We start from the raw sequence: 25,950 nt of genomic DNA, 5'->3' as shown, positions 1-25,950 counted from the left end.
GGACGGGTGGGTTCCGGTGGCCGGGCGGCCCCGGTGGGGCGGGGGAGCCCCACCGCGACCGCCCACCGGGACCGCCCATCGCGCCGCCGGTCCGGTCAGGCGCCCGGCGGCAGGTGCGCCGGCCGGCCCGAGCCGCGCGACATGCGGTAGCCGCCGATGCCGGCCAGCGCGGCCAGCGCACCGCCCACCGCGGTCCACACCCAGCGGTCCGACCACCAGCCCGAGGACCAGCCGCCGTCGGGCGCACCGTCCGCCGCCGGCTGCTGCGCCGAACTGCTCGGCTGCGGCTCGGGCGAGGCCGCCCCGGCGCCCGGCACCAGGGGAGCGGACAGCTTGCCGTCCACCGCCTGGGCGCCGCCCGCATCGGCCGCGGACGCCTGGACCTCCACCTGGACCGGCTGCCCCAGGTCCTCCGCCGGCAGACCGACGGCGGTCAGCCGCACGTAGTAGTTGCCCGGCAGCGGGTCGTTCGCCCACTGCTCCGACCAACCGCGCACGGTGCGCAGCGCGCAGGACAGCTCGACCGTCGAGGCGTCCTGGGACGCCGCCTTGGTCTGCACGCCGTACCGGCACGCCTGTCGGCGGCGCAGCCCGTCGTAGACGTCCAACTGCCAGGTCGCCGCGCTGTGCCGCGCGGACTCCGGCAGGCTCACCTTGGCCTTGACCGTGACCCGCTGCCCGGCGTCGGCCGGCAGCACCCAGTACAGGTAGTCGCCGGTGGAGGCGCTGGCGGTGGCCCGCTGGTCCACGGCGATCGGGGTCGCGGTGCGGAAGGACGTACCGGCCTCCGTGGGGCCCTTGGCGGCGTCCCCGCCGTCGCTCGCGCTCGCACTCGGGCTCGGGCTGTCGGCGACCGCCGTGCCCGCCCCCGCCATGCCGCCGGCGAACGCCAGGGCGGCGGCGCTCGCGAGCAGTCCGGCCGCCCGCACCGCACGGCCCGTCATGTTACGTACGCTACGCATCAGTTGGTCCTCCAGACGGTGACGCGCCAACGGGAGATCCAGCCCCACACCAGGCCGCCCACCAGGCCGGCGAGGACCAGCGCGCCGAGCAGCCACCAGCCCCGGCCGAGGCCGAAGGAGGCCACGTCGGAGGCGTCGTGCGGCCCGTCGACGAGGTCCACGGCCAGCTCCACCGGCAGGCCCGGTTCGGTCTTGACCGAGGGGGCCGCCGAGAAGGAGTTGCTCACCTGGAGGCAGACCGTCTCGGCGGCGTCCTTGGTGGCACTGTCCGACGAGTCGACCTCGGGCTTGGCGTAGCGCAGCCCGGTGGAGATGACATCGGTCCGGCCGTCACCGGCCTCATCGCCGCGGACGATCTCCCGGCCGTGCAGGGTCGAGGCCCGCAGCAGCACCCCGTAGTCGTTGTTGACCGCGCGGTCCGCGCCGATGCTCACCGAGGCACGCAGTTCCTGGCCCGGCTTGACGTCGACCCGGTACCAGCGGTGCTCGGCGAACTTCTCCCGGTCGCTGTACAGGCCCGGCTTGAGCTCGGGGGCGGTGGCGCACTGCGCGGCACCCTGGGTCGCCACCGGGGTGGCCGTCCGATGGGCCGTGCGATCCACCAACTGGTGTACGCGGTCCCGGAGTTGATTGGTGTGCTGCACCGCGGTGTAGGTGCCGCCGGTGGCCTCGGCGATGCAGCTCAGCTGGCTGCGGGTCTTGGCGTCCGGCAGCAGTCCGAGGGTGTCGACGGTGAGGTGGATGCCCTGGGCGGCGATGTCCCGGGCCACCTGGCAGGGGTCGAGCGGCTGGCAGGTGTCCTCGCCGTCGGTGATCAGGACGATCCGGCGCTGCCCGTCACCGCCCTTGAGGTCCTTGGCGGCGGCCTGGAGGGCCGGGCCGATCGGCGTCCAGCCGGTGGGCGCGAGCGTGGCCACCGCGGTCTTCGCCTCGGTCCGGTCGAGCGGCCCGACGGGGTAGAGCAGCTTGGTGTCCGTGCAGCCGACCTGCCGGTCGTTGCCGGGGTAGTTGGCGCCGAGCGTCCGTATGCCGAGCTGGACGTCCTTCGGTACGGCGTCCAGGACCTCGTTGAACGCCTGCTTCGCCGCGGCCATCCGGCTCTGCCCGTCGATGTCCCGGGTCCGCATCGAGCCGCTGACGTCGAGGGTCAGCTCCACTTTGGGGGCGGCCGCCGGGGTGGCTCCGGGGGTGGGTTCGCCGGCGCTGGCCGGCGTGGGCGACAGCGACAGCGCCATCGCCATCGCGGCGAGCAGCCCGCACACCCCGGCCGCCAGCCTCTTTCTGGTGATCCGTTTGCTGATCGTTCTGGTGATCATCGCCGGATCGTATGGAGAAATCGTCCCGACTCCAAAACGACCCTGACCCGGGCCGCAAACACCCCATAGGCGGAGCGGCCGTGCGCAACTCCCCGACCCCGTCCGCCGCCTGTCGCCGCGCCCGTGACCGGTGGGTCGTCCGCCCCGGACGGTGCGGCATGACGTGTCGCGGAACGGCCCGCCGACGGGTGTCCGATGTCTCCGCGCCAGGTCGGCCTCCGCATCTGGCACTTCCGCGGAATCGGCGCCCACGGAGTGCTGAGGGTGGCCGCCGAGCAGGGCCGGCAGCTCGACCACCCCTGCCCGGTCGACCCGCACGGCGAGCCGCACCTGTGCCGCCTGGCGGACCCCTCCGGCGCGATTGACCGGATCTTGGCGCGTCCGCCCGTGTCGCCCACCGCCGGAACGCGATAGGAATCCCTGGGAACCCGTGAGTAACTTCGCGGGGTCCAGGGAATCGCGTGCCAGCGCGGAACCGGCGACCGAACGGAGACGCAGTCGATGCCGTCCATGCCCCAGCACTTCGGCGACTACCAACACGAGATCTACGCGGGCGGCCTGCGCGGTGAACTCCCCGGGCTGCCGGTGGCCACCGCCGACCTGGAGGCCCGCGCCGAGGCCGCGCTCCCCCCGTCCGTCTGGTCGTACGTGGCCGGCGGCGCCGGGGACGAGCACACCCAGCGGGCCAACGTCGCCGCCTTCGCGCGCTGGGGGCTGATGCCGCGGATGATGGTGGGCGCCGCGCACCGGGACCTGTCCGTCGAGCTGTTCGGCCGGACGCTGCCGTCCCCGCTGTTGATGGCGCCCATCGGGGTACTCGGTATCTGCGCACAGGACGGGCACGGTGATCTGGCCACCGCGCGGGCCGCGGCCCGCACCGGCGTCCCGATGATCGCCTCGACCCTCTCCGCCGACCCGATGGAGGCGGTCGCCGCCCAATACGGCGACACCCCCGGCCTCTTCCAGCTCTACACCCCCGCCGACCGGGACCTCGCGGAGAGCTTCGTGCGCCGCGCCGAGGCGGCCGGATTCCAGGGCATCGTGGTGACCCTGGACACCTGGACCGTCGGCTGGCGCCCGCGCGACCTGACCACCGCCAACTTCCCCCAGCTGCGCGGCCACTGCCTGGCCAACTACACCTCCGACCCGGTCTTCCGCTCCCGGCTCCGCAAGCCGCCGGAGGAGGACCCGGCCGCCGCCGTCGCCCACTACGCCAACGTCTTCGGCAACCCGCTGACCTGGGACGACCTGCCCTGGTTGCGGTCCCTGACGGAACTGCCGCTGATCCTCAAGGGCCTGTGCCACCCGGAGGACGTCCGCCGGGCCCGGGACGGCGGCGTGGACGGCATCTACTGCTCCAACCACGGTGGCCGCCAGGCCAACGGCGGTCTCCCCGCCCTCGACGCGCTGCCCGGCGTGGTGTCCGCCGCCGACGGCCTACCGGTGCTCTTCGACTCCGGTGTGCGCACCGGCACCGACGTGATCAAGGCACTGGCCCTGGGCGCCACGGCCGTCGCGGTCGGCCGCCCGTACGCCTACGGATTGGCCCTGGGCGGCGCCGACGGCGTGGTGCACGTCCTGCGCTCGCTGCTCGCCGAGGCCGACCTGCTGATGGCCGTGGACGGCTACCCGACCCTGGACTCCCTCGGCCCGGAGGCGTTGGTGCGCCTCTGAACGACCCCTCGGGCCGGGCCAGGGGGCCCGCGGCCGCCCGGCGGGCCCGCATCGGGCCAAGTCCGGGCGGGCCGCGGCGGGCGGGCGTAAAGGCCGTCGGGAGCGGGAAGTGGTTAACGGCGAACCGTGCGGGTCGAGTTCGCGCCCACTTCGAAGGGGGTCTCTTGGCGGCTGCTGTGCCTTCGTCTCCGGAGCCGCTGTCTCTGGAACCGCGCCTGGAAACGCGACTGGCGTCGCTGCTGGGCGCCGGGGACCTCCTCCCCTCGCTCGTCGACGCACTGGGCTCGCCGCTGAACGTGGTGCTGCCCGACCAGATCGCCGAGAACGCCGCGCGGTTCCGCGCCGCGTACCGCACCCACCGGCTCGGCGGCCAGGTCTTCTACGCGCACAAGGCGAACCGCTCCAGTGCGCTGCTGCGACGGCTGGCGGCGACCGAAGCTGCGGTGGACGTCGCCTCGCTGGGCGAACTGCAACACGCCCTCGGCGCGGGCTTCGCCCCGGACCGGATCATGGCGACCGGGCCGAAGAACCGCGAGTTCCTGTGGCTCGCCGCCCGGGTCGGCGCCACCGTCAACGCCGATTCGGCCGCGGAACTGGACGAACTGGCGGCACTGGTGCGCGCGCACCAACTGGCCCGCATACGGGTGCTGGTGCGGCTGTCCGCCTTCGACGGGCCCGGCGTGCGGGTGCTGACCCGGCCCAGCCGCTTCGGCACCCCGGCCGGGGAGCTGGACACCCTGCTGAAGACCGTCGAGCGGCACGCCGACGTCCTGGAGCTGACCGGCGTCGGCTACCACCTCGACACCACCAGCCCGGAGGAGAAGGCGCGCGCCCTGGAGGGCTGCGTCCGGGCCATGGACGCGTGCCTCAGCCGGGGCCTGCGGCCGCGGGCGGTGGACATCGGCGGCGGCTTCGGCGTCAACTACCTCGCGCACGCCGCACAGTGGGAGCGCTACACCTCCGAACTGACCGCCGCCGTACTCGGCCGCCGCCCCGCGCTCACCTGGCGCGGCCACGGCTACGGGCTCCGCAACGACGCCGGCACCCTGCGCGGGGCGCTCGGCCTCTATCCGGCCCACCGCCCGGTCGCCGGGGCCCGCTACCTCGACGAACTGCTGGCGCTGCCCGCCCCCTCGTTCGGCGGCCGCACGCTGGCCACCCTCCTGCTGGAGAACCTCTACGACCTGTACACCGAGCCGGGGCGGGCCCTGGTGGACCAGTGCGGGCTGGTGCTCGCCCGGGTGGTGGAGGTGCGCCGCACGGACAGCGGGGAGCCGCTGGTGCGCCTGGCGATGAAGGCGGACGACGCCGGGCTGGAGGAGCACGGGGTGCTGATGGACCCCGTCCTGCTCGGGCGGGACGGCACCCGTGCGGTCGCGGGCGACGGCCCGGCGGCCGGGGTCTACCTGGCCGGCAGCCTCTGCCTGGAGGCCGACCTGATCACCCGCCGGATGGTCTTCCTGCCCCGGCTGCCGCGCCCCGGTGAGCTGCTGGCCTTCGCCAACACCGCCGGATACTGCATGGACTTCCAGACCAGCCGCGCGCAGCACCAGCCCGTCGCGCGCAAGGTCGCCGCCTGGCAGGAGGACGATTCCTGGCGCTGGTGCCTCGACGAGCAGTACTGGCCGATCACACGTCCAGGGGGAGAGCCATGAGGTACGAGAGCATCACCGAGGCCATCGGGAACACGCCGCTGGTACGGATCGATCCGGCCGTGCACGGTCTGCACCACATCGACCTGTACGCCAAGCTGGAACTGCTCAACCCCTTCGGGTCGGTGAAGGACCGGGCCGCCTGGAACATGGCCCGGCCGGGCCTGGCGGCCGCCGCGGAGCACGGCAGCCAGGTCGTGGAGCTCTCCAGCGGCAACACCGCCAAGGCGCTGGCGGTCATCGCGGGGATGCACGGCCTCTCGTTCAAGAGCGTGACCAACCGGATGCGGATACCCGAGATCAAGGACCTGCTCCTGTTGCTGGGCGCCGACATCGAGGAGTTGCCCGGCCAGAGCGAATGCCTGGACCCGACCAACACCGAGGACCCGCTCACCCTCTTCCACCGGGAGCTGTCCGAACCCGGCAGCAGCTACCTCCACACCGACCAGTACTTCAACCCCCGCAACACCGAGGCGCACGCCACCGGCACCGGCCCGGAGATCGTCAAGGACCTGGACGGGCGGGCCCCCGACTGGTTCGTCGCCTGCGTCGGCACCGCCGGTTCGTCCACCGGGGTGGCCCGGGTGCTGCGCGAGCACGACCCCCGGGTGCAGGTCGTCGGCCTGGTCGCCGCAAAGTCCGACTTCATCCCGGGCATCCGCACCCTGGACGAGGTCCACGAGGTCGGCCTCTTCGACCCGGCGACCTACGACACGGTGGAGGCGGTCAGCTCCGACGAGGCCATCGAGGGCATGCTGACGCTGGCCCGGCGCTGCGGCATCCTGGCCGGCCCCACCGGCGGCGCCGCGTACTACGGCACGGTCCGCCATCTCCGCTCCCTGGACGCCGAGTTGACGGAGGGTCAGCAGGAGGGTCCGCAGGTCCGCAGGGCGGCGGTGTTCATCGTCTGCGACCGGATCGAGAGCTACCTCAGCTACACCAAGCGGCGCCGCCCCGACCTGTTCCGCCAGCCGCCCCGCCGGAACGACCCGGCCGACCTGACGGACGCCGAGATCGCCGCGGCCCCGGCCATCGAGACCCCGGACGCGCAGAAGTGGATCGAACGGGACCGCCCGCTCGTCGTCGATCTGCGCAGTCCGTTCGCGTACGCCGCACTGCACATCGAGGGGGCGATCAACATCGTGGACGAGCTCTTCGACGAACTGGTGCGGGGCGGGCTGCCGTTCAGTACCCGGCAGCCGGTGCTGCTGGTCTGTCCCGTCGGCGAGCAGTCCGCCCGCTACGCGGCACTGCTGACCCGGATGGGGCATCCCGACGTCCGCAGTCTCACCGGGGGCGTCATCGCCTGGCGGGACGCCGGCGCGCCGCTGGTCCGGGACTGACCGCGATGGCCCCGATCGCCGCGCACGGCCAGGGTGCCGCGCTCTTCACGGAACTGGGGCCGTGGCAGCGCGCCCTGCGCGCCCAGTTCCCGATCATCACCGCCCACCCGGAGCTGACCTATCTGGACAGTGCGGCCACCGGGCAGAAGCCGCAGGCCGTACTGGACGCCGTACTGGGCCAGTTGACCGCCGCGCACGCCAACGCCGGTCGTGGCTCCTATCCGTGGGCCAACGCCTCCACCGCGCTGGTGGCCGACGTCCGCGACCGGGTCAAGACCTTCCTCGGCGACCCGGAGCCGGAGCGTTCGGCGGTCCACTTCACCGGTGGGACCACCGAGGGGCTGCGCCTGATCGCCCGGGACTGGTTGGCCGAACTCCTCGCGGACGGGGACGAGATCATCGTCCCGTTCGCCGACCACGAGGCCAATCTGGCGCCGTGGCTGGAGGTGCAGCGCCTGCTGGACCGGCAGGGCGTGCGGATCCGGGTCCGGGAGATGCCGCACCAGTCCTCCTCCGGCGACTACGACCCCGCGGCCTTGGCCCGACTCGTCGGACCCCGCACCCGCTTCGTGGCCGCCACCCACGTTCACCACGTCTACGGCGGCGACATGAACGTCCACCTCATCCGCCGGGCGGTCGGGCCGGAGGTGCCGATCTGCCTGGACGCCGCGCAGAGCGTCGGCCACCTGCCGGTCTCGGTGGCCGAACTCGACGTGGACTTCGTGGTGTTCTCCGGCCACAAGGCGTTGGCGCTGCCCGGCTCCGGGGCGCTCTGGGCCCGGCAGGCCCGTGGCCCGGAGCTGCAACCCGGCGGCTGGCGGGGCAGCCCCAACACCACCGGGATCGCGAGCCTGGCGGCGGCGCTGGACTGGCTGGACGCCGCGGGCACCGACCGGATCGCGCGCTGGACGGTCGCGCTCGCCGCCCGGCTGTCCGACGGCCTGCGTCACCTCGATGCCTACGAAGTCCTGGGCTGCCAGCGCAGTCTGGCCGTCGACTCGCCGGTCCAGCAGCGCTGCGGGATCGTCACCTTCCGGCATCGCGGCATCGGCGCCCGCGACCTCGGCTTCATCCTCTTCAGCCACGGCTTCATGGTGCGCACGGACGGCCACTGCCAGGCGGGTGCGGGGGAGCGGACCAGTTCCGTGCGGGTCAGTCTGCACGTCTACAACACCCCTGAGGAGATCGACCGGTTGCTCGCCGTGCTCGCTTCCCTGACATGACTGCCGTTACGTGCCCGTTCCGTACCGCTGGGTGCCCGTTCGTCGTCGTGCGGTGCCCCTCCGGAGTGAAAGGGAGGCCCTATGGCTAATGGAAACCGTTTCCACCTGTAGCCTCGTGGTCGACGGTGCGGCGCGGGTGGGAACGGATGGAGTGGTGCGACCAGATGGGGCTGAGCATGGCCGTCGCGGAGTGGTGGGTGGAGCGCTGGGAGCGCCAACAACGGCGCTACGCCATCGACCGCGAGGAGCGGTTCACGGTGATCGCCGATGTCGTCGAGTATGTGACGGCGGGTCAGCGTGGTCCGCTGGTCGTCGATCTCGGCTGCGGCCCGGGCTCGCTCGCCGCCCGGCTCGCGGAGCGGCTGCCGCGCGCCGAGGTCGTCGGGGTGGACATGGACCCGCTGCTGCTGGAACTGGCCCGCACTCACCACTCCTCGGCCGCCCGCTACGTCGACGCCGTGATCGGTGCGGACGGTTGGGTCGAGGCGCTGACGCTCGGCCGCCCGCTGGACGCCGCGGTCTCCACCACCGCGCTGCACTACCTCCCCGAGCCCGTCCTGCGTCGCACCTACGCCCAACTCGCCGCCCTGCTCCGGCCCGGTGGTGCCCTGGTCAACGGCGACCACCTCCCGCAGTCCGGGGCCGTCGCCGGGGCGCTCGCCGCCCATGTCGGGCGCCGGCGCGCCGAGCGGCTACAGGACGGCGCCCACGAGGACTGGGAGTCCTGGTGGGCGGCGGTGTCGGCGGAGCCGGAGCTGGCCGAACCGCTCGCCGAGCGCCGCCGCCGACTGCGGGTGCCCGCCGACGGCGGCGGTGACGGCTGCGCGGACAACGGGCTGTCGGTGTCCGATCACACCGCACTGCTGCGCGAGGCCGGTTTCGCGTATGTCGTCCCGGTATGGCAGTTCGGCGACAGCTGTGTGCTGGTCGCGATCCGGTAGGCGACGTCCGCGGCGGGCGGGTGCCCGCCGCGGACCGTTGACCGGCGCAGCTCAGCCGGCGACGACCGGTACCGCTTCCACGGGGGCGTCGTCGGTCGCGTCCCTCGGGGTGTCCTTGCCGGTCACCGCGAGATAGCCGACGAGCAGGGCGATGGGCACGGTGAGGGCGAGGGTGACTGGTCCGGTGCCCCAGTCGAGGCCGCCGCGGGTGGCCGAAACGCCCATCCAGTCGGCGAAGGAGGCGCCGAGCGGGCGGGTCAGGATGTAGGCGCCCCAGAACGCGGCGACCGCGTTGAGGCCGAGGAACCGTCCGGAGAGCGCGGGCACCAGGATGAGCGCGCCGAAGACGAGGCCCGAGGTCAGGTACCCCAGGTGCAGAGTGCCCGCGGTGAGGTCGCCGACGGCGGTGCCCAGGGCGAAGGTGGTGAGCACGGTCGCCCAGTAGAAGGTCTCCCGGCGCCGGGTGCGGATGCTGTGGATGGAGAGGGTGCCCTCGGAGGCGTACCAGGCGATCAGGATGACGGCCAGCGCCACCGAGAAGGCGAGGGTGGAGACCACGTACGGGATGCCGGCGATGACGTGGACGACGTCGGCGGCCATCGTCCCGAAGACGCTCACCATGACGATCGCCGACCAGTAGATCCCGGCCCGGTAGCGGGTCGAGCGGAACTGTGCCACCAGCGCGACGGCGAAGCACGTGAAGCCCAGGGCGCCGGCGGGTATCGGCCCGAGCGTCCGGCCCAGGTAGTCCGAGGCGGTCTCGCCCATGCCGGTGGTGAGGATCTTCACCACCCAGAACAGCGCCGTCACCTCGGGGACCTTGCTCCGGCCGGGAGCGGCGCCGAGGTATCGTCCTGGGGCCTCGGGGGCCGCCGTCGTGCTGCCCGGCTGTCCGATCGTCATGTTCCGCCCTTCCGGCGCACGGTTGCGCACGTTCCCTGACCCGCGAATGTCTACAGGACTGTAGACGGTCATGGTGAGCGGAAGGTTCACCCCCGTACCCCGTGGATTTTCCGGAACCGGCCGGGATCCGTGCCCGGCGGCCGTCCGTGGCGCCGACGCGACGGTGAAACCAGGGGAAACTCTTGGTGTCCAGGACGTCGGAAGGATGTTCGGGGGCGCCGCATCTGCCTAGCATGTGCGGCGGAGCGACCACGGGTCCCTCCCGCCCTTCCGACACCGTTCCCCGTACGCCCCCAGGAGGACCCGTGCCACGAGCCGGCCTGCGGCGACTGCGGTCGCCGCGCGTCTGGGGTCCCGGCGGCGCCGTGGCCGTGGCCGGCGCGATCACCGCGGTCACGCTGACCGCGGGCGCCGGACCGGACGTCGGGACCACCGCCGACGGCCTCCCGCACACCACCGTCGAGATCTCCGCGGGCGAGTGCGGCCGCGGCTGGCAGCACCCCCGCCCCGGCACCCAGGTCTTCGACCTCCGCAACAGCTCCAGCCGCGCCGCCGAGGTCTACCTGCGCGGTGCCGGCGGCGGTCCGGTCCACGGCGAGGTCGAGGGCATCGGCCCCGGCACCACCCGGCAACTGCGGGTCCGCCTCGGCCCCGGCGCGTACGCCTTCACCTGCCTGCCCGACGACGCCGACGCGGTCACCGGGCCCACCGTCCGCATCTCCGGCACCGGCCCCGGCGGCCCGGCCGCCGCGCCGGTCACCCAGCACGATCTGATCGACCCGGCGATCGACTACCAGAAGTGGGTCGCCGGCGGCCTCGACGACCTCGTCCGCCAGACCGACACCCTGCGCACCGCCGTCACCGACGGCGACCTGTCCGCCGCCCGCACCGCCTGGCTGCCCGCCCACCTGACCTACGAGCGGCTGGGCGCGGCCTACGGCGAGTTCGGTGACGCGGACAAGAAGATCAACGGGACCACGGCCGGGCTCGCGGGCGGCGTCCACGATCCCGGGTTCACCGGATTCCACCGCGTCGAGTACGGCCTGTGGCACGGCGAGCCGGCCGCCGGGCTGAGCGCCCCCGCCACCGCGCTCGCCGAGGCGGTCCGGGCCCTGCGCGACGACTGGGCGCAGGCCCGGATGGACCCGGCGGCGCTCGGGCTGCGGGCCCACGAAATCCTGGAGAACACCGAGCAGTTCGAGCTGACCGGCCGCACCGACTACGGCAGCGGCAGCAACCTCGCCACCGCCCGCGCCAACCTCGACGGCACCCGCGCGGTGCTCGCCCGACTGCGCCCCCTGCTCACCACCCGCTATCCGGAACTCCCTTCCCTGGACAGCGCGTTGGACCGCACCGGCCGGTTGCTCGACGGCTTCCACCGGGACGGGCGCTGGACCCCACTGGACGGCCTGAGCCGCCCCGAACGGCAGCGGACCAACGCGGCGGTGGGCGACCTGGTGGAGCGGCTGGCCTCGGTGGCCACCCTGTGCGATCCGCGGAGGACGGTGTGAACGACGCCCAGCACGGCGGCAGCAGCGACGACGGTACGAAGGGCGCCCGGCGGACCGGCGTCGCCCGGCGCGGGTTCCTGCGCGGCGCGGCACTGGCCGGCGCCGGAGGGCTTGTGGCCGGCGGCGCCGGACTCGCGGCCGGCGCCGCCGCGCCCGCCCGCGCCCTCTCCGCCGACGGCCCCGGCCCGCAGCTCCCGCTGCCCGGCACCGGACCGCTCGGCGGGGCTGCACCCGCCGTGCCCTTCCACGGACCGCACCAGGCCGCCGTCCTCACCCCGCCCCGCCGGGTCACCGCGTTCGTCGCCTTCGACGTCACCGCCGAGGGCCGTCGGGACCTGGCCGACCTGCTGCGCACCCTCACCGAACGGGCCCGCTTCCTCACCGGCGGCGGCGTCCCGGACCCGCTCGGCGTCACCGGCCCGCCCGCCGACTCCGGCATCCTCGGCCCCCAACTCCCGGCCGGCGCACTGGCGGTCACCGTCGGCGTCGGCGCGGCGCTCTTCGACGACCGGTTCGGACTGCGGGCCCGCGCGCCCCGCCGCCTCACCGCCATGCCCGCCTTCCCCGACGACGACCTGCAACCGGACTGGTGCCACGGCGACCTGAGCCTCCAACTGTGCGCCGACGACACCGACACCGTGCTGCACGCACTGCGCGACATCGCCCGCCACACCCGCGGCGCCCTCCAGGTCCGCTGGCGGCTCGACGGCTTCGCCAGCCCGCCCCGCCCCACCGGCACGCCCCGCAACCTCTTCGGCTTCAAGGACGGCACCGCCAACCCCGACCCGGGATCGTCCCGCGAGATGAAGGGCCTGGTGTGGGTCGGACCGGGCACGGGCGAGCCGGACTGGGCGGTCGGCGGCAGCTACCAGGTCGTCCGCCTGATCCGGATGCTGGTGGAGTTCTGGGACCGGGTCTCGCTGACCGAGCAGGAGCGAATGTTCGGCCGCGCCCGGGAGACCGGCGCCCCGCTCGACGGCAACGACGAGCACGACAGCCCCGACTACCCCGGCGACCCCAAGGGCGACGTCATCCCCCTGGACAGCCACATCCGCAAGGCCAACCCGCGCACCGCGGACACCACCGACCAGCGGCTGCTGCGCCGCGCCTACAACTACGACCGCGGCATGGACGCCAACGGCAACCTCGACATGGGCCTGCTCTTCTGCTGCTACCAACAGGACCTGGCCCGCCAGTTCGAGACCGTCCAGCGCCGGCTGGCGGGCGAACCGCTGACCGACTACGTCAAGCCCTTCGGCGGCGGCTACTTCTTCGCGCTACCGGGCGTACGGGACCGGTCCGACTGGTACGGCCGGGCCCTCTTGGCGCCGTAGGGCCGGCCCGGCGGAGCACGGCCGGGTCCGCGGCGTTGACCCACCGGACAGGCCCCGCCCGGCTCCGCCGCCAGGCAGCCCGCCCACCGTTCGCGTAGAACGGAGGAACGAGCCACCCGTGAACCCCAACGGTCAACAGACAGTCAAGCTTTACCCTTGGATACCTGACTCGGTGTTCACTCACCCGCCATCATGGCTCTGCCCCGACGCCGTCCGCCCGGCAGAGCATCCGGCCGTACGGAGCAACCGCGAACAGCCCGGAGGATGAGAACCAGATGGCCATCAGGGGAAAGACCCAAGCGATACGGATCGTGGGGGCCGTCGCCGGCACCATGGCGCTCGCCGCGCTGGGCGGGGGAGCCCCGGCCCTGGCGGCCGGCGGCCCGCACCCCGGCCCCTCCGGAACCGCCACCCCCATCAAGCACGTGGTCGTCCTCTTCGACGAGAACATCTCGTTCGACCACTACTTCGCCACCTACCCCAAGGCCGCGAACACCGACGGGACGAAGTTCACCCCGTCCCCGAAGACCCCTCGGGACATCGACAACCTGCGCACCGCCGGGCTGCTCAAGCACAACCCGAACCAGTACCTCCCCAAGCGGCTCACCCCGCAGCAGGCCATGACCTGCGACCAGAACCACGAGTACGGCCCCGAGCAGTACGCGTACCACGGCGGCAAGGCCGACGAGTTCGTCCAGAACACCGACTCCGGCAAGTGCTCCGGCGGCCTCTTCGGCGAGCCCGGCCTGGTGATGGACTACTACGACGGCAACACCGTCACCGGCCTGTGGAACTACGCCCAGCACTACGCCCTCAACGACCGCTCCTTCGGCTCGGTCTACGGGCCCTCCACCCCGGGTGCGATCAACCTGGTCTCCGGCCAGACCCACGGCGTGATCTCCACGGACCCGACCTCCGGCACCGAGGACCCGAAGCAGACCGCCAAGCCGGACGGTTACGCCGTCCAGTCGCCGGACGCCCGGGGCGTCGGCACGATGATCAACGACCCGGACCCGGCGTACGACGACTGCTCCGGCAAGGACCACACCGGCAAGAGCGCGCTCGCCGCGATGCAGGGCCGCAACATCGGCGACCTGCTCAACGCCCGTGATGTCAGCTGGGGTTGGTTCCAGGGCGGCTTCCGGCCCAGCACCGCGTGGGACGGCCAGCAGGGCCACTACGCCAAGTGCACCGGCACCACCCACGCCAACGTCGGGGGAGCGGCCGTCGTCGACTACAGCCCGCACCACGCCCCCTTCCAGTACTACAAGTCCACGGCCAACCCGCACCACCTGCCGCCCAAGAGCGTCGACGAGATCGGCCACGCCGGCCAGGCGAATCACAACTACGACCTGACCGACTTCGACGCCGCACTGCGCGCGGGCAAGCTGCCGGCCGTCAGCTTCCTCAAGGCCCCCGCCTACCGGGACGGCCACGCCGGCAACTCCGACCCGATCGACGAACAGCACTTCCTCGTCGACCAGATCAACCGCATCCAGCAGTCGCCCCAGTGGAAGGACACCGCCGTCGTCGTCGCCTACGACGACTCGGACGGCTGGTACGACCACGCCTTCGCCAAGCCGCGCAACGGCTCCAAGGACACCGCCGCCGGATCCAACGGCAAGTCCACCGACAGCCCGGCCTGCCAGTCCGGCCCGGCGGCCGCCGGCGGCTACCAGGACCGCTGTGGCCCGGGCACCCGTCAGCCGCTGCTGGTCATCTCCCCGTACAGCAGGACCAACCACATCGACCACACCGCCACCGAGCAGACCTCGATCATCAAGTTCATCGAGGACAACTGGCACATCGGCCGGATCGGTGACGCCTCCTTCGACGCCCGCGCCGGCGCGCTGACCTCGATGTTCGACTTCCGGCACCCCAACGGCAAGCAGGTGCTGCTGAACACCGACGGCTCGGTCAAGTCCGTCGGCCCGATCCGCCCGGTCAAGCCGGTCCGGACCAGCATCACCCCGGGCTCCGCGATGCAGAACACCGCGGCCGTCGACGGCGGGTCCGGTTTCCCCGTCCTGCCCGTGAGCATCGGCGCGGCCGCGGTCGCGGCCGGCGCCACCGGCACCTTCTTCGCCCTCCGGCGCCGCCAGGAGCAGCGCACGACCTGAACCGGGTGAACCCGGGCCCGCACCCTCCGCGCCCGGCCGGACCACCGCCCACAGCGGTCGGCCCGGCCGGGCGCGGCATGTGTCCGGCTAGGCCCGTTCCGCGAGCAGCAGGTTCGCGGCGAATCCCAGGAAGGCGAGGCCGCTGACCTGCTCCATGCGGCGGCGGAAGGACGGGCGCCGGACCCGCTCGCCCAGGGCGGCGGCGGCCGTGGTGACGACCCAGTACCACAGCGCCAGTTCGAGGACGTCGATCGCGGTGAGCAGCAGGGTCGCGCCGAACGCCGGGGTGTCGTGCGGGAGGAACTGCGGGATCAGGCTCATGTAGAAGATGCCGGCCTTGGGGTTGAGCAGATTGGTGCCGATCCCGGCCCGGAAGGCGGCCCACCGCCCCTGTGCAGCCGTCCCGGGCGCCGCTGCGGGCATCGGCGCCGGGGTGGTGTCCGCGGTCGCAGCGGCGGTCGCGGGCTCCCCGGCCGCCCCGCTTCCCGCGCGCCGCCGGGCCTGCCATAGCGCCGAACCGCCCAGCCACACCAGGTAGAGGGCGCCGCCGATCCGTAGCGCGTCGAAGGCCAGCCGGGACGCGGTCAGCAGCGCCGTCAGGCCGACGGCGGTGGCCAGGCCCCATGCCAGGCAGCCGGTCAGGATGCCGAGCGCGGCGGCCCGTCCGCCGGTCCGGCCGTGTGCGATGGAGGTGCGCAGGACGAGCATGGTGTCCAGTCCCGGGGTGACGTTGATGAGCGCGGCCACACCGGCGAACCACAAGAGCGAGGTGAACATGTCATGTGTGAACATGTCGTGAGCCTAGGAGGTCATCGCCGATCCGTCCCCGCGGTTGCCTCGCAGCACTGGCCGGCCTGGTGTTCCTCGTCCTCGGCATCATCCACTGATCCCGCTGATCCCATGGGCCCTGCTGATCCCGCTGGCCCCACTCCGCGAATACCCGCACCCGCGCCCGGTTCCCGGCTCGCCGCCCGTGCGTCGTACCGCGCCGCTCACAGTTCCTGGGCGGGCCAGTCCAGCAGCCGGGCGCCGATCACGGCGGTGTGCAGGGTGTACCGGTGCACCGGATCGGCCGGATCCGCGCCGGTGAGCTGGTGTACCCGGGCCAGTCGATAGGTCAGCGCCCGCACGCTCAGCGACAGCCGCCGGGCCGCCTCCGCCGCTATGCACCCCGCGTCGAAATACACCGCCAGGGTCTCCAACAGCGGCCCGGCCCCGCCCCGGGCCTCCCGCAACGGCCCCAGTGTGCTGAGCACCAGGTCGGCCATGGCCTGCCGGTCCCGGGTGAGCACCGGGTAGACCAGCAGGTCGGCGGCGTACAGCACGGGGTCGCCGAGCCCCAGCCGCTCGGCCAACTCCAGTGCGTTGAGCGCCTCTTCGTAGGACTGGACGATGCCCCCGGCGCCGCCGTGCGTCCGGCCGACCGCCACCCGGCCCCCGCCGATGGCGGTGTGCGACTGCCGCGCGAAGTGCGCCAGTACCTCCGCCGGATCGCCCGGCGCGATACAGATCAGCCGCCCTTCCTTCGTGGTCAGCAGCAACTGCCGGTCCCCGAACCGCCCCACCAGCGCCTGGTGCACCCGGCGGGCCACCGGGTCGGCCTCCGTGTACGCCACCGAACCCTCGGCCACCGCGACCGCGTGGGCGTGCGAGAGCCGCAGCCCGAAGCGTTCCGCCCGCTCCGCCAGCCGCCCCAGGTCGCTGCCCCCGTAGAGCAGGTCGTCGATGAACTCCCGCCGGGCGGCCTCCTCCTGGCGCACCGCGAGGTGCTGCGCGCGTTCGTAGCCGCCGGCCAGCGCGTCCACCGCCTGGGCCAGCGCCGCCAGCACACTGTCGGCCGGCGCCGACGCGGACCGCGGCCAGGCCGCCCGGGCGACCGCGAGGTGCGCATTGACCAGGGCCCGCAGGCTGTGCCCCTCCTCGGCGGCCCGTTCGCCCGCGACGCGCCGCGCCTGGAGCTCGTCGCGATTCAGCCGCCGCCCGGTCCGTGCCACATCGGTGAGGACCCCCGCGTACCCGGCCAGGAATTCCTCGGGCAGCTCCCGCCCCGTCACGCGTTCCCCACTCCTCGGTGTGTTTTCTTGACGCTCCCTTGACACTTTCTTAACACAAGGAGGGTGCGGGGCGTCCAGGCGAGCCACGGCCGGGGCGGTACGGGCCGCACGCGGGCCACGTGGGGGTCAGGTCGGGTGACGGGACGGTCCGACGGCGATCGGCCGGCCGCTCACGCCCGTTGACACGTCCGGTCGGTGAGCGCGGGCGGCTGCACCGTCCCGACCGGCGCCCGGAGTCTGGCAGGGCATGAGCGGTGCCGGCCACCGCGCCGCCGGCGCGCCCTCCTTCAGCCGCCGAGGGCGGTCAGCGTCGCGTCGAGGTCGGTGGCGCGGGGCTGGTTGTGGGGGAGCTTGGCGAGGACCCGGGCCATGCCGCAGGTGTCGGTGACGGCGGAGAAGACCAGTCCGCCGGCGACTCCCGCGGACAGCCAGCGGGCGGCGGTCCAACGCCGGCCGGCGAGCAGTCCGACCAGGACGAGGGAGCCGGCGGCGAGCCGGACCTGGCGTTCCATCGCCCAGACCGGGCGGGCGCCGGCAGGGCGGTGGAGGTCGTGTCCGAGTCGGGTCCAGTTGCCGGTACCGCCGGAGAGGGTGACGGCGGGGACGCCGTGCTCGGCGAGGCGCTCGCGTGCCTGGGCGGAGCGGGCGCCGGAGGCGCAGACGACGAGGAGGTCGCCGCGGCCGGCTGCGGCCCGCAGGGCGTCGAGCGCCGCATCGAGAAGGTCCAGGGGGATGTTGTGGGCGCCGGCCAGGTGGCCGGAGGCGTATTCGCCGGGGGTGCGCACGTCGATGACGGTGAACTCGGCCAGGCGTGTGCGGACCTGGTCCGGGGTGAGTTCGGTAGCAGAGCTCATGAAGATCATTCCGTTCTCGTGGGTGGTGCCCCCTTCGGTAGGATACCCATAGGGGTATATCGACGGGAGTTGCCGTGGAACCGACCCGCCCACCCCGCAATCACGGTCGGGCACCATCAGAGGGGTGGCCGCGGCGGTCACCGGCCGGCGCCGTGGGCCCGATCAGACGCTACGTGGAGGAACGAGTGGCCGAGTCCCGGCGGAACGCTGCGCGGCCCGGGCCGCTGCCCAACGGTCGGCACCACCTCAGCCGCGCGGAGGTGGTGGCGTCGCAGCGGCTGCGGATGCTGACCGCGCTCGCGGAGGCGATGAAGGACAAGGGGTACGTGGGGACTTCGGTCGCCGAGGTCATCCGGCGCGCCGGGGTGTCGCGGGAGACGTTCTACCAGCAGTTCCGGTCCAAGGAGGACTGCTTCGTCCAGGCCCTCGACGCCGCCACGCACCAACTGGCGGGCCTGCTGGAGACGGCCTGGCAGTCGGCGGACGGCTCCCCGGAGGCGACCCGGCCGGTCGCGCCGGAGGAAACCTTCCGCCGACTGCTGCGCCTCTATCTGCACACCCTCACCGAACGGTCCGCCTTTGCGCGGCTGTTCCTGGTCGAGGTGTACGCCGCCGGGCCCGAGGCGATGGCCCGGCGCATGGCGTGGCAGCGACGGTTCGCGGACGCCATCGCCGAGATCTTCCGGGTGGGCGCGGAGGGCGGTGCGGACGAGCGGCGCTTCGACTGCGAGGCCCTGGTCGCGGCCGCGGCACACCTGGTGACGGTGCATCTGGTCGCGGACGACGTGCAGGGCATCCGCGGGTTGGAGGATCCGCTCGTCCGTCTCGCCGTTCGGCTGCTGGGTTGAGCGGTTAGCCGGCCACGGGGAGCCAGGCGACGTTCCCCAACTGGTTCCGGAGGTTGGCGGGAAGCAGTGGTGTCACCAGCGAGCGGTAGCCGGCCACCTGCTGCCGGCCCTCGGTGAGGTTGCCCTTGAACAGCTCGTGGGGTGTCTTGCTCGGGATCGGCAACCCCGGGCCGCAGATCGGAATCCTCGGTGCCTGACGGTTGAGTTGGTCGCCCCCGCCGGAGACGGCGTGCGGGTCGATGGGGTAGCCGTGGTCACCGGTCAAGTAACCGACCACGCCGTTGGCGAAGCACGCCAGGTTCGTGATCACGTTCTCGGAGTAGCAGATGCCGTCGTTGGTGTTGCAGATCTCCTTGACCGTCAGGTCGCCGAAGCCGCGCGGCCCCTTCATGGTCATGCCCGGCAGGATCGTCGGCAGGTTGGTCTCGACGCCGCCCGGGCCGCCGTCCGCACCGGGACGCCGGGGATCGCCGTAGAGCACGCCGTTGATCTGGTTGTGCGGGACGACGTCGCTGCCGGAGAGGGCGGCCAGCTCGTCGCCGGCGACGATGGCGCCCTGCGAGTAGCCGGCGATGGTGACGTGACTGGCCCCGCAGGCGCCGTGGAACTCCTTTACCGCGGAGTCGAGTTTGCCGATGCCCTCGGCCACGGAGTCGTCCAACGACACGGTGTCGCCCGGATACGGGGCGATCGACGCCGAGTAGTGGATCTTCGTGAAGGCGACGCCCTCGGGAAGCTTGGCGTTACTGGGGTCGTAGACCCCCGCATCGGGATCGAGGTGACCGCCCACCTCGAAGATCATGGTGTTCGGGCAGTCGGCCCGGGGCTGTGCCTGTGGGGCGGCCACGGCTTGCGGCATGCTCAGCCCCAGGACGGGCAGCGCGGCAAGTAATGCGAGGAACGATCGTGCCTTTCGCATGTGCACCTCGTCTCGAATGGGCTTGGGTGGAACGGGAGTTCCGGCCCAGTGCGACGCCAAAGGTAGCGCTGGGCGAGCTTCTGCGAACAGGGATGTTCGTGAAAGTACGGTGTGCGTGAGGGGCGTGTCGTGGCGGTGCGGAGTGCGCCGGGGCGGTCTGCCGGGGAGTCGAACCTGCGGAAACCGCTGCTGGCCCCTGGTCGCGGTGCGCCGACGGATGGACTCTGTTTGTGAATGTCGTGCGGTGTCGGGCGGGGCGGAAATTTTCGGGGCCCTCTGGGAGGATGCCGGGCATGGGGTAGTTCGGTGCGCGCCGGGGTCGGCCGATCCGAGGGCCCTCGCGGGCGTGGCGCGGTCCGGGGCGTCGGTCGATGCGTGACGTCTGGTGCCCGGACGGCACCGCGTCGCGCGCCGTGCTGTTCGGGACCGCTGAGTACCGGTCATCCGAGCTGACTTCGATACCCGCCGTGCGGGAGAACCTCGCCGGACTCCGCGCCGCGTTGACCACCCCGGAGCGCGGGCTGCTCGCGCCGCCGCACTGCCGTGTGGTGGGCGACGGCGAACCGCCCACCATGTCCGGCGCCGTCGTTCGCCCCGGCCGGCGAGCCGCACACCACGTTCACCGGTGCGCTGCTGCGCGCGCTGGCCGCCCCGGAGCCGCTCACGCTCGATGAGATCCACGCCACCGTCGACGCCGAGTTGGCCAACCGCGGCCTGCCCTGTCCCCAACGTCAGGCGGTGAACGTGGCCGGTGACCTCACGCTGGTCCGTGGCCCCGGGCCGACGGACCAGGAGTCGGCCGGGGCGCCCGGAACCGCCGTCCCGCCGGCGGCCGTCTTCGGCCGACCACCGGTCAGGCACTGGGTCAGGGCCTCTGCACGGCTGTTCGCCTGGACGTCGTTGCTGGCCATTGCCCCGATCACCTACGCCCTGTGGGTGCCGTTGGCGGTCGGGCCCGCCGCGCCGTACGCCACCGTGATCATGCTGTCGCTCACCGGCGTCGCCTCGATCCCGGCCGGTCGCCCCCGCCTGACGGTGGATGCCGCGGGGCTCTCGGTCACCTTTGAGGCGGTCTCCCGGGCCCGCACCGACATCCCTTGGGAGGACGTCGCGTACGTCGGGCTTCTCCATCGCGCCGAGCTGGCGAGCGAGGATTCCAAGCAGACCTTCGAGAACATCGTGGTGGTGCGACTACGGGCCGGTGTACCGGTGTTACACCTGCCGAGCCGGGCGGGCAACGGCGGTCTCGAAGCACTGGGTTATGTCTCCGTCGGCACCCTCAAGCACCTCGACGCCGACCCGGTCCTCGTGCGCGACGCCGTACTCCGCTTCGCCCCGGCCGCTACCGCACCAACAACGAACTCCTTGAACTCGACCCGCGCCTCATCCCGTTGGCCTGACCCGGCCACCGTCCGCGTGGACTTGTACTGGTCGCCCGGCCGGGCGGGCGTGGTGAGTCGTCCGGTGCGCAGAACCGCGGAGCGTGGCTGGTCACCCGCCGTCGCCGGGTGGTTGGGGCACCGGCCGGGGTACGCGGGTGAGGTGGAAGAAGAAGTCCGCCGGCGCCCCCTTCTTGTCCATCACGCACAGCAGGACGTCGTCGGTGAGCCGACGGAAGTGGTCGATGATGGGCAACTGGTCGTAGACCATCGCCGTGGACTGCTTGCCGCGGAAGTCCACCCCGCGCAACGTCGCGAGGCCCATCTCCTCGAACGAGAAGACCGTCCCCTGCTCGTCACGGCACAGCAGCGGCTCGACGTGATCGGCATCGACGAACCGCTTGCCGTACCACCGCATCTGCGCCAGCAGCGCGGCGTTCTCGCTGGTCCGCTCGAACCCGCCGCCCTGCCAGGTGCCGATGAGGAGGGCGGTGTCGACCGGTTCGAGCCGGTCGAAGAGTTCGGCCAGCTTCGTGCTGTCGTACTCCCCTCCGGACGCGATGACGTCCAGGACTTCCTGCTCGATGTCCATGGGCGGGGCCTCCTTCGGCCGGTGGACGAACGGGGTGTGCCGGGTGTGCGCGGCGCTGTCCGGACCACCCGGCAGGGGAGCGGCGACCGCCCGGCCGGGCCGTACGGGGTCGAAACGGTGGTACATCCGCGCATGCCAGAGCACCACCCGCTCCAACGCCACCGCGGAACCATACCCGGCCGCGGTGAGCGGAGCCAGGGCCCGCCGGCAGGCGCCGAGCGCCGCCTCGGCCCGTTCGTACGCCTCCGGTTCGCTCAGCCCGATGGCGAGTGCGTCGACCTTCCCCTCGTGCCGTTCCCGGTGGTGGCCGCGGAGATCGTTGAGCAGCCGGATCGCGATCGCGGCCTGGCGCAGCGCGCCGAGCAGCACGGGGAGGCGCCGGGCCAGACCCGGCTCGTCCATGAGCGCCCACAGGGCGGTGACCTGCTGTTCTACGCCGATGGTCCAGGCGCCGTGCTCCAGATAATCCGTCAGTCGGGGTGCCCCGCCACCGGCGGCCGCGGTCCGCGCCGCCGCGCGTTCGCGGTCCATGCCCGTCAGGGTCTGGTGCATGCTTTTCCGCCAGAGGGCGATGAGTTCGGGTCGACCGCCGTGGTGCAGGCCCTCGGCGATCTCCGCCAGTGCGCGCGCCATCGGATCGGTGCTGTCGCTGCCGTTCTCGCTCCCGGCGAGGACCCGGTGCCAGGTCCGGACGCGGGAATCCGTCGGGTCCGGGCCGGCGGAGTCCGATGCATTCCGGACATCCGCTGCGTCCCCGTCGCCTGGCTCCGCCCCGTCACCCGGCTCTTCCCGGTCCTGAGGTCCGCTCGGCGGATCCGGTTCGTATGGTGTCCGTGGTGCCTTCGGCGTCTCCGGTTCGCCTGACGCCTCCGGTGCCTCTGACGTCTCCGGTTCACCTGACGCCACCGGTGCGTCTGGTGCCTCCGGTGCGTCCAGGACGTTGTCGATCGCCATCAGCCAGAGCGTGAGCCGGGAGATCTGATAGCAGGTCTCCGAAGGCAGCCACGGGGTGAAGAACGCCGTTTGAAGGCACATCAGGGGGACGAGCGCGGTGCTCACGGGCAGCCCGAGCCCTTTGAGCCAGATCTCCAGCCGCGGCATGTTCTGCAATGCGGCGGAGCATGTGTCCGCTATGGAAACGATCTCTCGGGGAGGGTGGCAGGCAGGTCGCGAAGTGTCCACGCCGTCAGGCTACGTCCGGCCCGTCGATCTACGTTCGGCCCGCCGGTGACTCATGCGTCCGCAGCGTATGCAGCGTCCGCAGCGGAGGCGACGATGGGACCGGTGGGATCGGCGGGACCGGCGGGGCCGGGGCCAGCTGAAGCGGAACCCGGAGAAGCCGAAGCGAAATCAGGAGAAGCAGGGGCCCGATGTCAAACGGACGTGCTGAACCCGCCATACCGGACGCGCACTTATCGCCGACCCTCCTACCCCGCGTGAACCGCGCCTCCGCCCTCGCCACCCGGCACCTCCTCACCACCCAACGGGACAACGGCTCCTGGCTCGCCGCCCCCGACCCCCGCATCACCGAGACCGCACTGTGCACGCTGGCCCTGGCGCGCTCACCGATCCCCGGCGCCGCCCGTGCCGCCGAGCGGGGCAGGGCGTGGCTCGCCGCCGGCGCCGCCCCGCAGCACCACCATCCGGTGGCCCACGCGATGGAGACCGCGCTGCTCTCCCTGGCCCTGGACACCGGTGAGGCCGTCGACGTCAGCCACCCCGCCTTCACGGACCGGGCCTTTTCGGCCCGCGCCAGGCTCCTCCAGGCCGTCGCCCTGCACACCGCCCGATCGACCCGTGGCGGCCCCGAACCCACCGCTCTGCGCACACGGCTGGCCGCCGCCGTCGCAGCCCCGAACCGGCTCAAGCGCTGGACACAGGTGGAACTCTGGTCCGCCCACGCCCTGGTGGAGATCCACTTCGGCGACCAGATGTCCGCCCGGCGCACCGCCCGGATGATCGCCGACCAGCAATCACCGTCAGGCGACTTCTTCGCCAACCCGGTCACCACCGCACTCGCGGCGCTCGCGCTCCAGGCAGCCGCCCCCGGCACCGCAGCCACCCGGCGCTGCGCCGAGCACCTGCTCGCCGGTCAACTTCCCGACGGGACCTGGCGCTTCGTCACCACCGATGTCTGGGACACCGCGCTGACCGTGCGGGTCTTCCGCGGTGCCGCGGCCTTCGATCGCCGCGGGCTGCCGGCCGCCGTGGCGTTCCTGGTCGCGGCACAGAACCCGGACGGCGGATGGCCGTACCGCTCGGGCGTCGAGTCCGACAACGACACCACCGCGGCCGCTCTGATCGCCCTGAGCGGTGCGAGCGGCGCGCCCGGCACGACGATCCGGGCCGGCCTGCGTCACCTGGCCAGGCAGCAAACGCCCGACGGGCTCTGGCGGACCTGGCAGTCCGCCGGTGACCCTCCGGTGGACGACGTGATCGCCCATGTCGTCACCGCTTTGGACCGCCACTCCGGCCGTCACCGGATACCGCTGGCCACGGCGCGCGACTGGCTCGCCAAGCGCTTCGCCGAACAGGAGCGTTGGCGCGCCGCTTGGTACCGGGGCCCGGCCTATGCCACCGCCGAGGTGCTGCCGGCGCTCGACGCGACAGCCCACGAGGGCGGCCACCCCGCTGCCTGGGCGCTGGCCGAAACCCGTAATCCCGACGGTGGTTGGCCCGTCGAGGCGGGCGGCCCCAGCACACCTGTCGCCACCGGGATCGCGCTCGCCGCCCTGGATCGCGGCGGCGTCCTCGACGACGCGTACTGGCTTCCGGGACTCGATTACCTCGTGGACACCCAGCGTGCTGACGGTACGTGGCCGGGCGTGCCGCTCATGTACGGCCCGCGCCCGCTCCTGACGCACTATCCCACCCAGAATCATGCGCTCGCCGCCGATGGCCTCCTCGCCGGCCTGCGTCGCCTCCGCGCCACCGCTGGGGCATGTGGAGGAGCGGCATGAGGAGGGCCGTCGTCGCCCCGGGCCGGGTGCCGCTGGTGGGGCACGCCCCCTTGCTGCACCGTGACGCGCTGCGTTTCCTCTGCGAGCTGCGGCACCACGGCCCGGTGACGAAGATCTACATCGGCCCGCGACCGGTTCATGTCGTCAACTCCTCTGAAAACATCAGGGAGTTGCTGACGGTTCAGGCCCGTTCCTTCGACAAGGGTGCGATGTTCGACGCCCTGCGCGTCCCGCTCGGCGACGGGCTGATCACCGCCGCCGGCGACCGTCACCTCCGGCACCGCAGGCTGGTGCAGCCCGCCTTCCACCACGAGCGGATCGCCCGCTACGCGCGGATCATGTCCGAACGGTCCCGGTCCCGGGCCGACGGCTGGGAGCCCGGCACCACGCGCGATCTGGTGCCGGAGATCCACCGCCTGACCCTCGACGTCCTGCTGCGCACCCTCTTCGCGGAGCCGCAGGACCCGGCCTTGAAAGCCGCCGTCAAGGACTGGCTGTCCGTCAAGTACCACTCGATGCGCCTGGCCCTGTCCCCGCTGCACGCCTGGGCCGAACGCCTCCCGCTGCTACCGGGGTGGCGGCCGCCGGACGCCGGTCCGCTGCAACGGTTGGTCGACGTCCAGCTGCGGATCATCGAGAGCTACCGCGCCGACGGGCGCGACCGCGGCGATCTGCTGTCGATGCTCCTGCTCGCGGGCGGCCCGGAGGGCGCGCTGACCGACGCCGAAGTGACCGACGAACTGATCACCCTCTTCCTGGCCGGGACCGGCACCGTCAGCGCGTCCATGGCATGGGCGCTGCACGAGATCTCCCGCCGTCCCGACGTACAACGGCGGATCCACGACGAACTCGACACCGTCCTCGACGGGCGACCGCCCCGTTTCGAGGACCTGCCCGCGCTCGTCCACATGCGGCAGGTGCTGACCGAGGTGCTGCGGCTGTACCCGCCGTCCTGGCTGCTGATGCGCCGCGCGGTGCGGCCGGTCACGCTCGGCGGCGTACCGCTCGCCCCGGGCGACGAGGTGTTCTTCAGCCCGTACGCCCTGCACCGCGATCCGCAACTCTACGAGGACCCCGAGCGTTTCGACCCCGACCGCTGGCCGGCCGACGCCGCCGCGAAGGCACCGCGTCACACCTTCCTGCCGTTCGGCGCGGGCAGTCGACTGTGCATCGGCGAGGACTATGCCTGGGCCGAACTGACGCTGGCGGTGGCCGCGTTCACGGCCCACCGGCGCCTGGCACCGGCCGGTTCCACGCCCGTACGGCCCCTGGTCGGCACCGTTCTGCGCCCGGACCGACTGCCGCTGACCGCGCAGGCCCGCCCCTCCTGACTCCACACCGCCGCACCGTCCCCGCCGCCACCCG

The 25,950-nt window shown here is 72.8% G+C and carries 21 protein-coding genes; 12 read left to right on the top strand and 9 right to left on the bottom strand.

Features of this window, described 5'->3' with window-relative positions; genetic code table 11:
- Positions 1-95 precede the first annotated feature (95 nt).
- Complete coding sequence (locus ACFVT2_RS22020) at positions 96-944, bottom strand: hypothetical protein (protein WP_390020364.1); 849 nt, start codon at positions 942-944, stop codon at positions 96-98.
- Positions 945-961: 17 nt separating this feature from the next.
- Positions 962-2,278, bottom strand: a complete 1,317-nt coding sequence (locus ACFVT2_RS22015) for a VWA domain-containing protein (protein ID WP_390020362.1) — start codon at positions 2,276-2,278, stop codon at positions 962-964.
- A gap of 195 nt (positions 2,279-2,473) precedes the next feature.
- Between ACFVT2_RS22015 and ACFVT2_RS22010 the strand changes: the two genes are divergently transcribed.
- The 6 genes from ACFVT2_RS22010 to ACFVT2_RS21985 all read left to right on the top strand — a co-directional run bounded on the left by ACFVT2_RS22010 (position 2,474) and on the right by ACFVT2_RS21985 (position 9,111).
- Positions 2,474-2,692, top strand: coding sequence for a hypothetical protein (locus tag ACFVT2_RS22010; RefSeq protein ID WP_390020359.1), 219 nt, complete (start codon positions 2,474-2,476; stop codon positions 2,690-2,692).
- 96 nt (positions 2,693-2,788) lie between these two features.
- Positions 2,789-3,952 (top strand): alpha-hydroxy-acid oxidizing protein, encoded by a 1,164-nt coding sequence (locus tag ACFVT2_RS22005; RefSeq protein WP_390020484.1) that lies wholly within the window; start codon positions 2,789-2,791, stop codon positions 3,950-3,952.
- A 176-nt stretch (positions 3,953-4,128) separates the two neighbouring features.
- Positions 4,129-5,607, top strand: a complete 1,479-nt coding sequence (locus ACFVT2_RS22000; RefSeq protein WP_390020481.1) for a Y4yA family PLP-dependent enzyme — start codon at positions 4,129-4,131, stop codon at positions 5,605-5,607.
- A complete protein-coding gene (locus ACFVT2_RS21995) occupies positions 5,604-6,947 on the top strand; it encodes a pyridoxal-phosphate dependent enzyme (protein ID WP_390020357.1) in 1,344 nt (447 codons plus the stop codon). The genes ACFVT2_RS22000 and ACFVT2_RS21995 overlap by 4 nt, the downstream gene beginning before the upstream one ends.
- A gap of 5 nt (positions 6,948-6,952) precedes the next feature.
- Positions 6,953-8,170 carry an aminotransferase class V-fold PLP-dependent enzyme gene (locus ACFVT2_RS21990; protein ID WP_390020354.1) on the top strand — a complete coding sequence of 406 codons (1,218 nt, stop codon included), beginning with the start codon at positions 6,953-6,955 and terminating at the stop codon, positions 8,168-8,170.
- Positions 8,171-8,334: 164 nt separating this feature from the next.
- Positions 8,335-9,111, top strand: a complete 777-nt coding sequence (locus ACFVT2_RS21985; RefSeq protein WP_390020352.1) for a class I SAM-dependent methyltransferase — start codon at positions 8,335-8,337, stop codon at positions 9,109-9,111.
- Between the two features lie 51 nt (positions 9,112-9,162).
- Here the strand turns inward: ACFVT2_RS21985 and ACFVT2_RS21980 are convergent, their stop codons facing one another.
- Positions 9,163-10,014 (bottom strand): hypothetical protein, encoded by an 852-nt coding sequence (locus tag ACFVT2_RS21980; RefSeq protein WP_390020349.1) that lies wholly within the window; start codon positions 10,012-10,014, stop codon positions 9,163-9,165.
- A gap of 305 nt (positions 10,015-10,319) precedes the next feature.
- On the opposite strand from ACFVT2_RS21980, the gene ACFVT2_RS21975 reads away from it, so the two are divergent.
- The 3 genes from ACFVT2_RS21975 (at position 10,320) to ACFVT2_RS21965 (ending at position 14,979) form a co-directional block, all read left to right on the top strand.
- Positions 10,320-11,525: an EfeM/EfeO family lipoprotein gene (locus ACFVT2_RS21975; RefSeq protein ID WP_390020347.1), complete on the top strand. Its 1,206-nt coding sequence runs from the start codon at positions 10,320-10,322 to the stop codon at positions 11,523-11,525.
- Positions 11,522-12,859: an iron uptake transporter deferrochelatase/peroxidase subunit gene (gene efeB, locus ACFVT2_RS21970; RefSeq protein ID WP_390020345.1), complete on the top strand. Its 1,338-nt coding sequence runs from the start codon at positions 11,522-11,524 to the stop codon at positions 12,857-12,859. The genes ACFVT2_RS21975 and efeB overlap by 4 nt, the downstream gene beginning before the upstream one ends.
- 275 nt (positions 12,860-13,134) lie before the next feature.
- Entirely contained in the window at positions 13,135-14,979 is a 1,845-nt protein-coding gene (locus ACFVT2_RS21965) for a phospholipase C (RefSeq protein WP_390020342.1), read from the top strand.
- 87 nt (positions 14,980-15,066) lie between these two features.
- On the opposite strand, the gene ACFVT2_RS21960 is transcribed toward ACFVT2_RS21965, so the two are convergent.
- The 3 genes from ACFVT2_RS21960 to ACFVT2_RS21950 form a co-directional block, all read right to left on the bottom strand.
- Entirely contained in the window at positions 15,067-15,771 is a 705-nt protein-coding gene (locus ACFVT2_RS21960) for a LysE family translocator (RefSeq protein ID WP_390020340.1), read from the bottom strand.
- Positions 15,772-15,971: 200 nt separating this feature from the next.
- Complete coding sequence (locus ACFVT2_RS21955) at positions 15,972-17,033, bottom strand: PucR family transcriptional regulator (protein ID WP_390020338.1); 1,062 nt, start codon at positions 17,031-17,033, stop codon at positions 15,972-15,974.
- A 287-nt stretch (positions 17,034-17,320) separates the two neighbouring features.
- Positions 17,321-17,887 carry a rhodanese-like domain-containing protein gene (locus ACFVT2_RS21950; protein ID WP_390020335.1) on the bottom strand — a complete coding sequence of 189 codons (567 nt, stop codon included), beginning with the start codon at positions 17,885-17,887 and terminating at the stop codon, positions 17,321-17,323.
- 185 nt (positions 17,888-18,072) lie between these two features.
- Between ACFVT2_RS21950 and ACFVT2_RS21945 the strand changes: the two genes are divergently transcribed.
- The gene (locus ACFVT2_RS21945) at positions 18,073-18,735 is read left to right on the top strand and encodes a TetR/AcrR family transcriptional regulator (protein WP_390020333.1); all 663 of its coding nucleotides are present in this window, start codon (positions 18,073-18,075) and stop codon (positions 18,733-18,735) included.
- Positions 18,736-18,739: 4 nt separating this feature from the next.
- Here ACFVT2_RS21945 and ACFVT2_RS21940 read toward each other — a convergent pair whose 3' ends face one another.
- From ACFVT2_RS21940 to ACFVT2_RS21930, 3 genes are all read right to left on the bottom strand, one after another.
- Positions 18,740-19,654, bottom strand: coding sequence for a PE-PPE domain-containing protein (locus ACFVT2_RS21940; protein WP_390020330.1), 915 nt, complete (start codon positions 19,652-19,654; stop codon positions 18,740-18,742).
- Between the two features lie 923 nt (positions 19,655-20,577).
- Positions 20,578-20,715, bottom strand: a complete 138-nt coding sequence (locus ACFVT2_RS21935; protein ID WP_390020327.1) for a hypothetical protein — start codon at positions 20,713-20,715, stop codon at positions 20,578-20,580.
- Positions 20,716-21,145: 430 nt separating this feature from the next.
- Positions 21,146-22,726, bottom strand: a complete 1,581-nt coding sequence (locus ACFVT2_RS21930; RefSeq protein WP_390020479.1) for a DUF4334 domain-containing protein — start codon at positions 22,724-22,726, stop codon at positions 21,146-21,148.
- Positions 22,727-23,061: 335 nt separating this feature from the next.
- On the opposite strand from ACFVT2_RS21930, the gene ACFVT2_RS21925 reads away from it, so the two are divergent.
- Positions 23,062-24,585 carry a prenyltransferase/squalene oxidase repeat-containing protein gene (locus tag ACFVT2_RS21925; protein ID WP_390020325.1) on the top strand — a complete coding sequence of 508 codons (1,524 nt, stop codon included), beginning with the start codon at positions 23,062-23,064 and terminating at the stop codon, positions 24,583-24,585.
- Positions 24,582-25,916, top strand: a complete 1,335-nt coding sequence (locus tag ACFVT2_RS21920) for a cytochrome P450 (protein WP_390020323.1) — start codon at positions 24,582-24,584, stop codon at positions 25,914-25,916. The genes ACFVT2_RS21925 and ACFVT2_RS21920 overlap by 4 nt, the downstream gene beginning before the upstream one ends.
- Positions 25,917-25,950 lie beyond the last annotated feature (34 nt).

Source organism: Streptomyces sp. NPDC058000 (assembly GCF_042886435.1).
GTDB lineage: Bacteria > Actinomycetota > Actinomycetes > Streptomycetales > Streptomycetaceae > Streptomyces.
The sequence above is the reverse complement of the archived record's forward strand: the minus strand, read 5'-3'. Positions and strand labels throughout refer to the sequence as shown.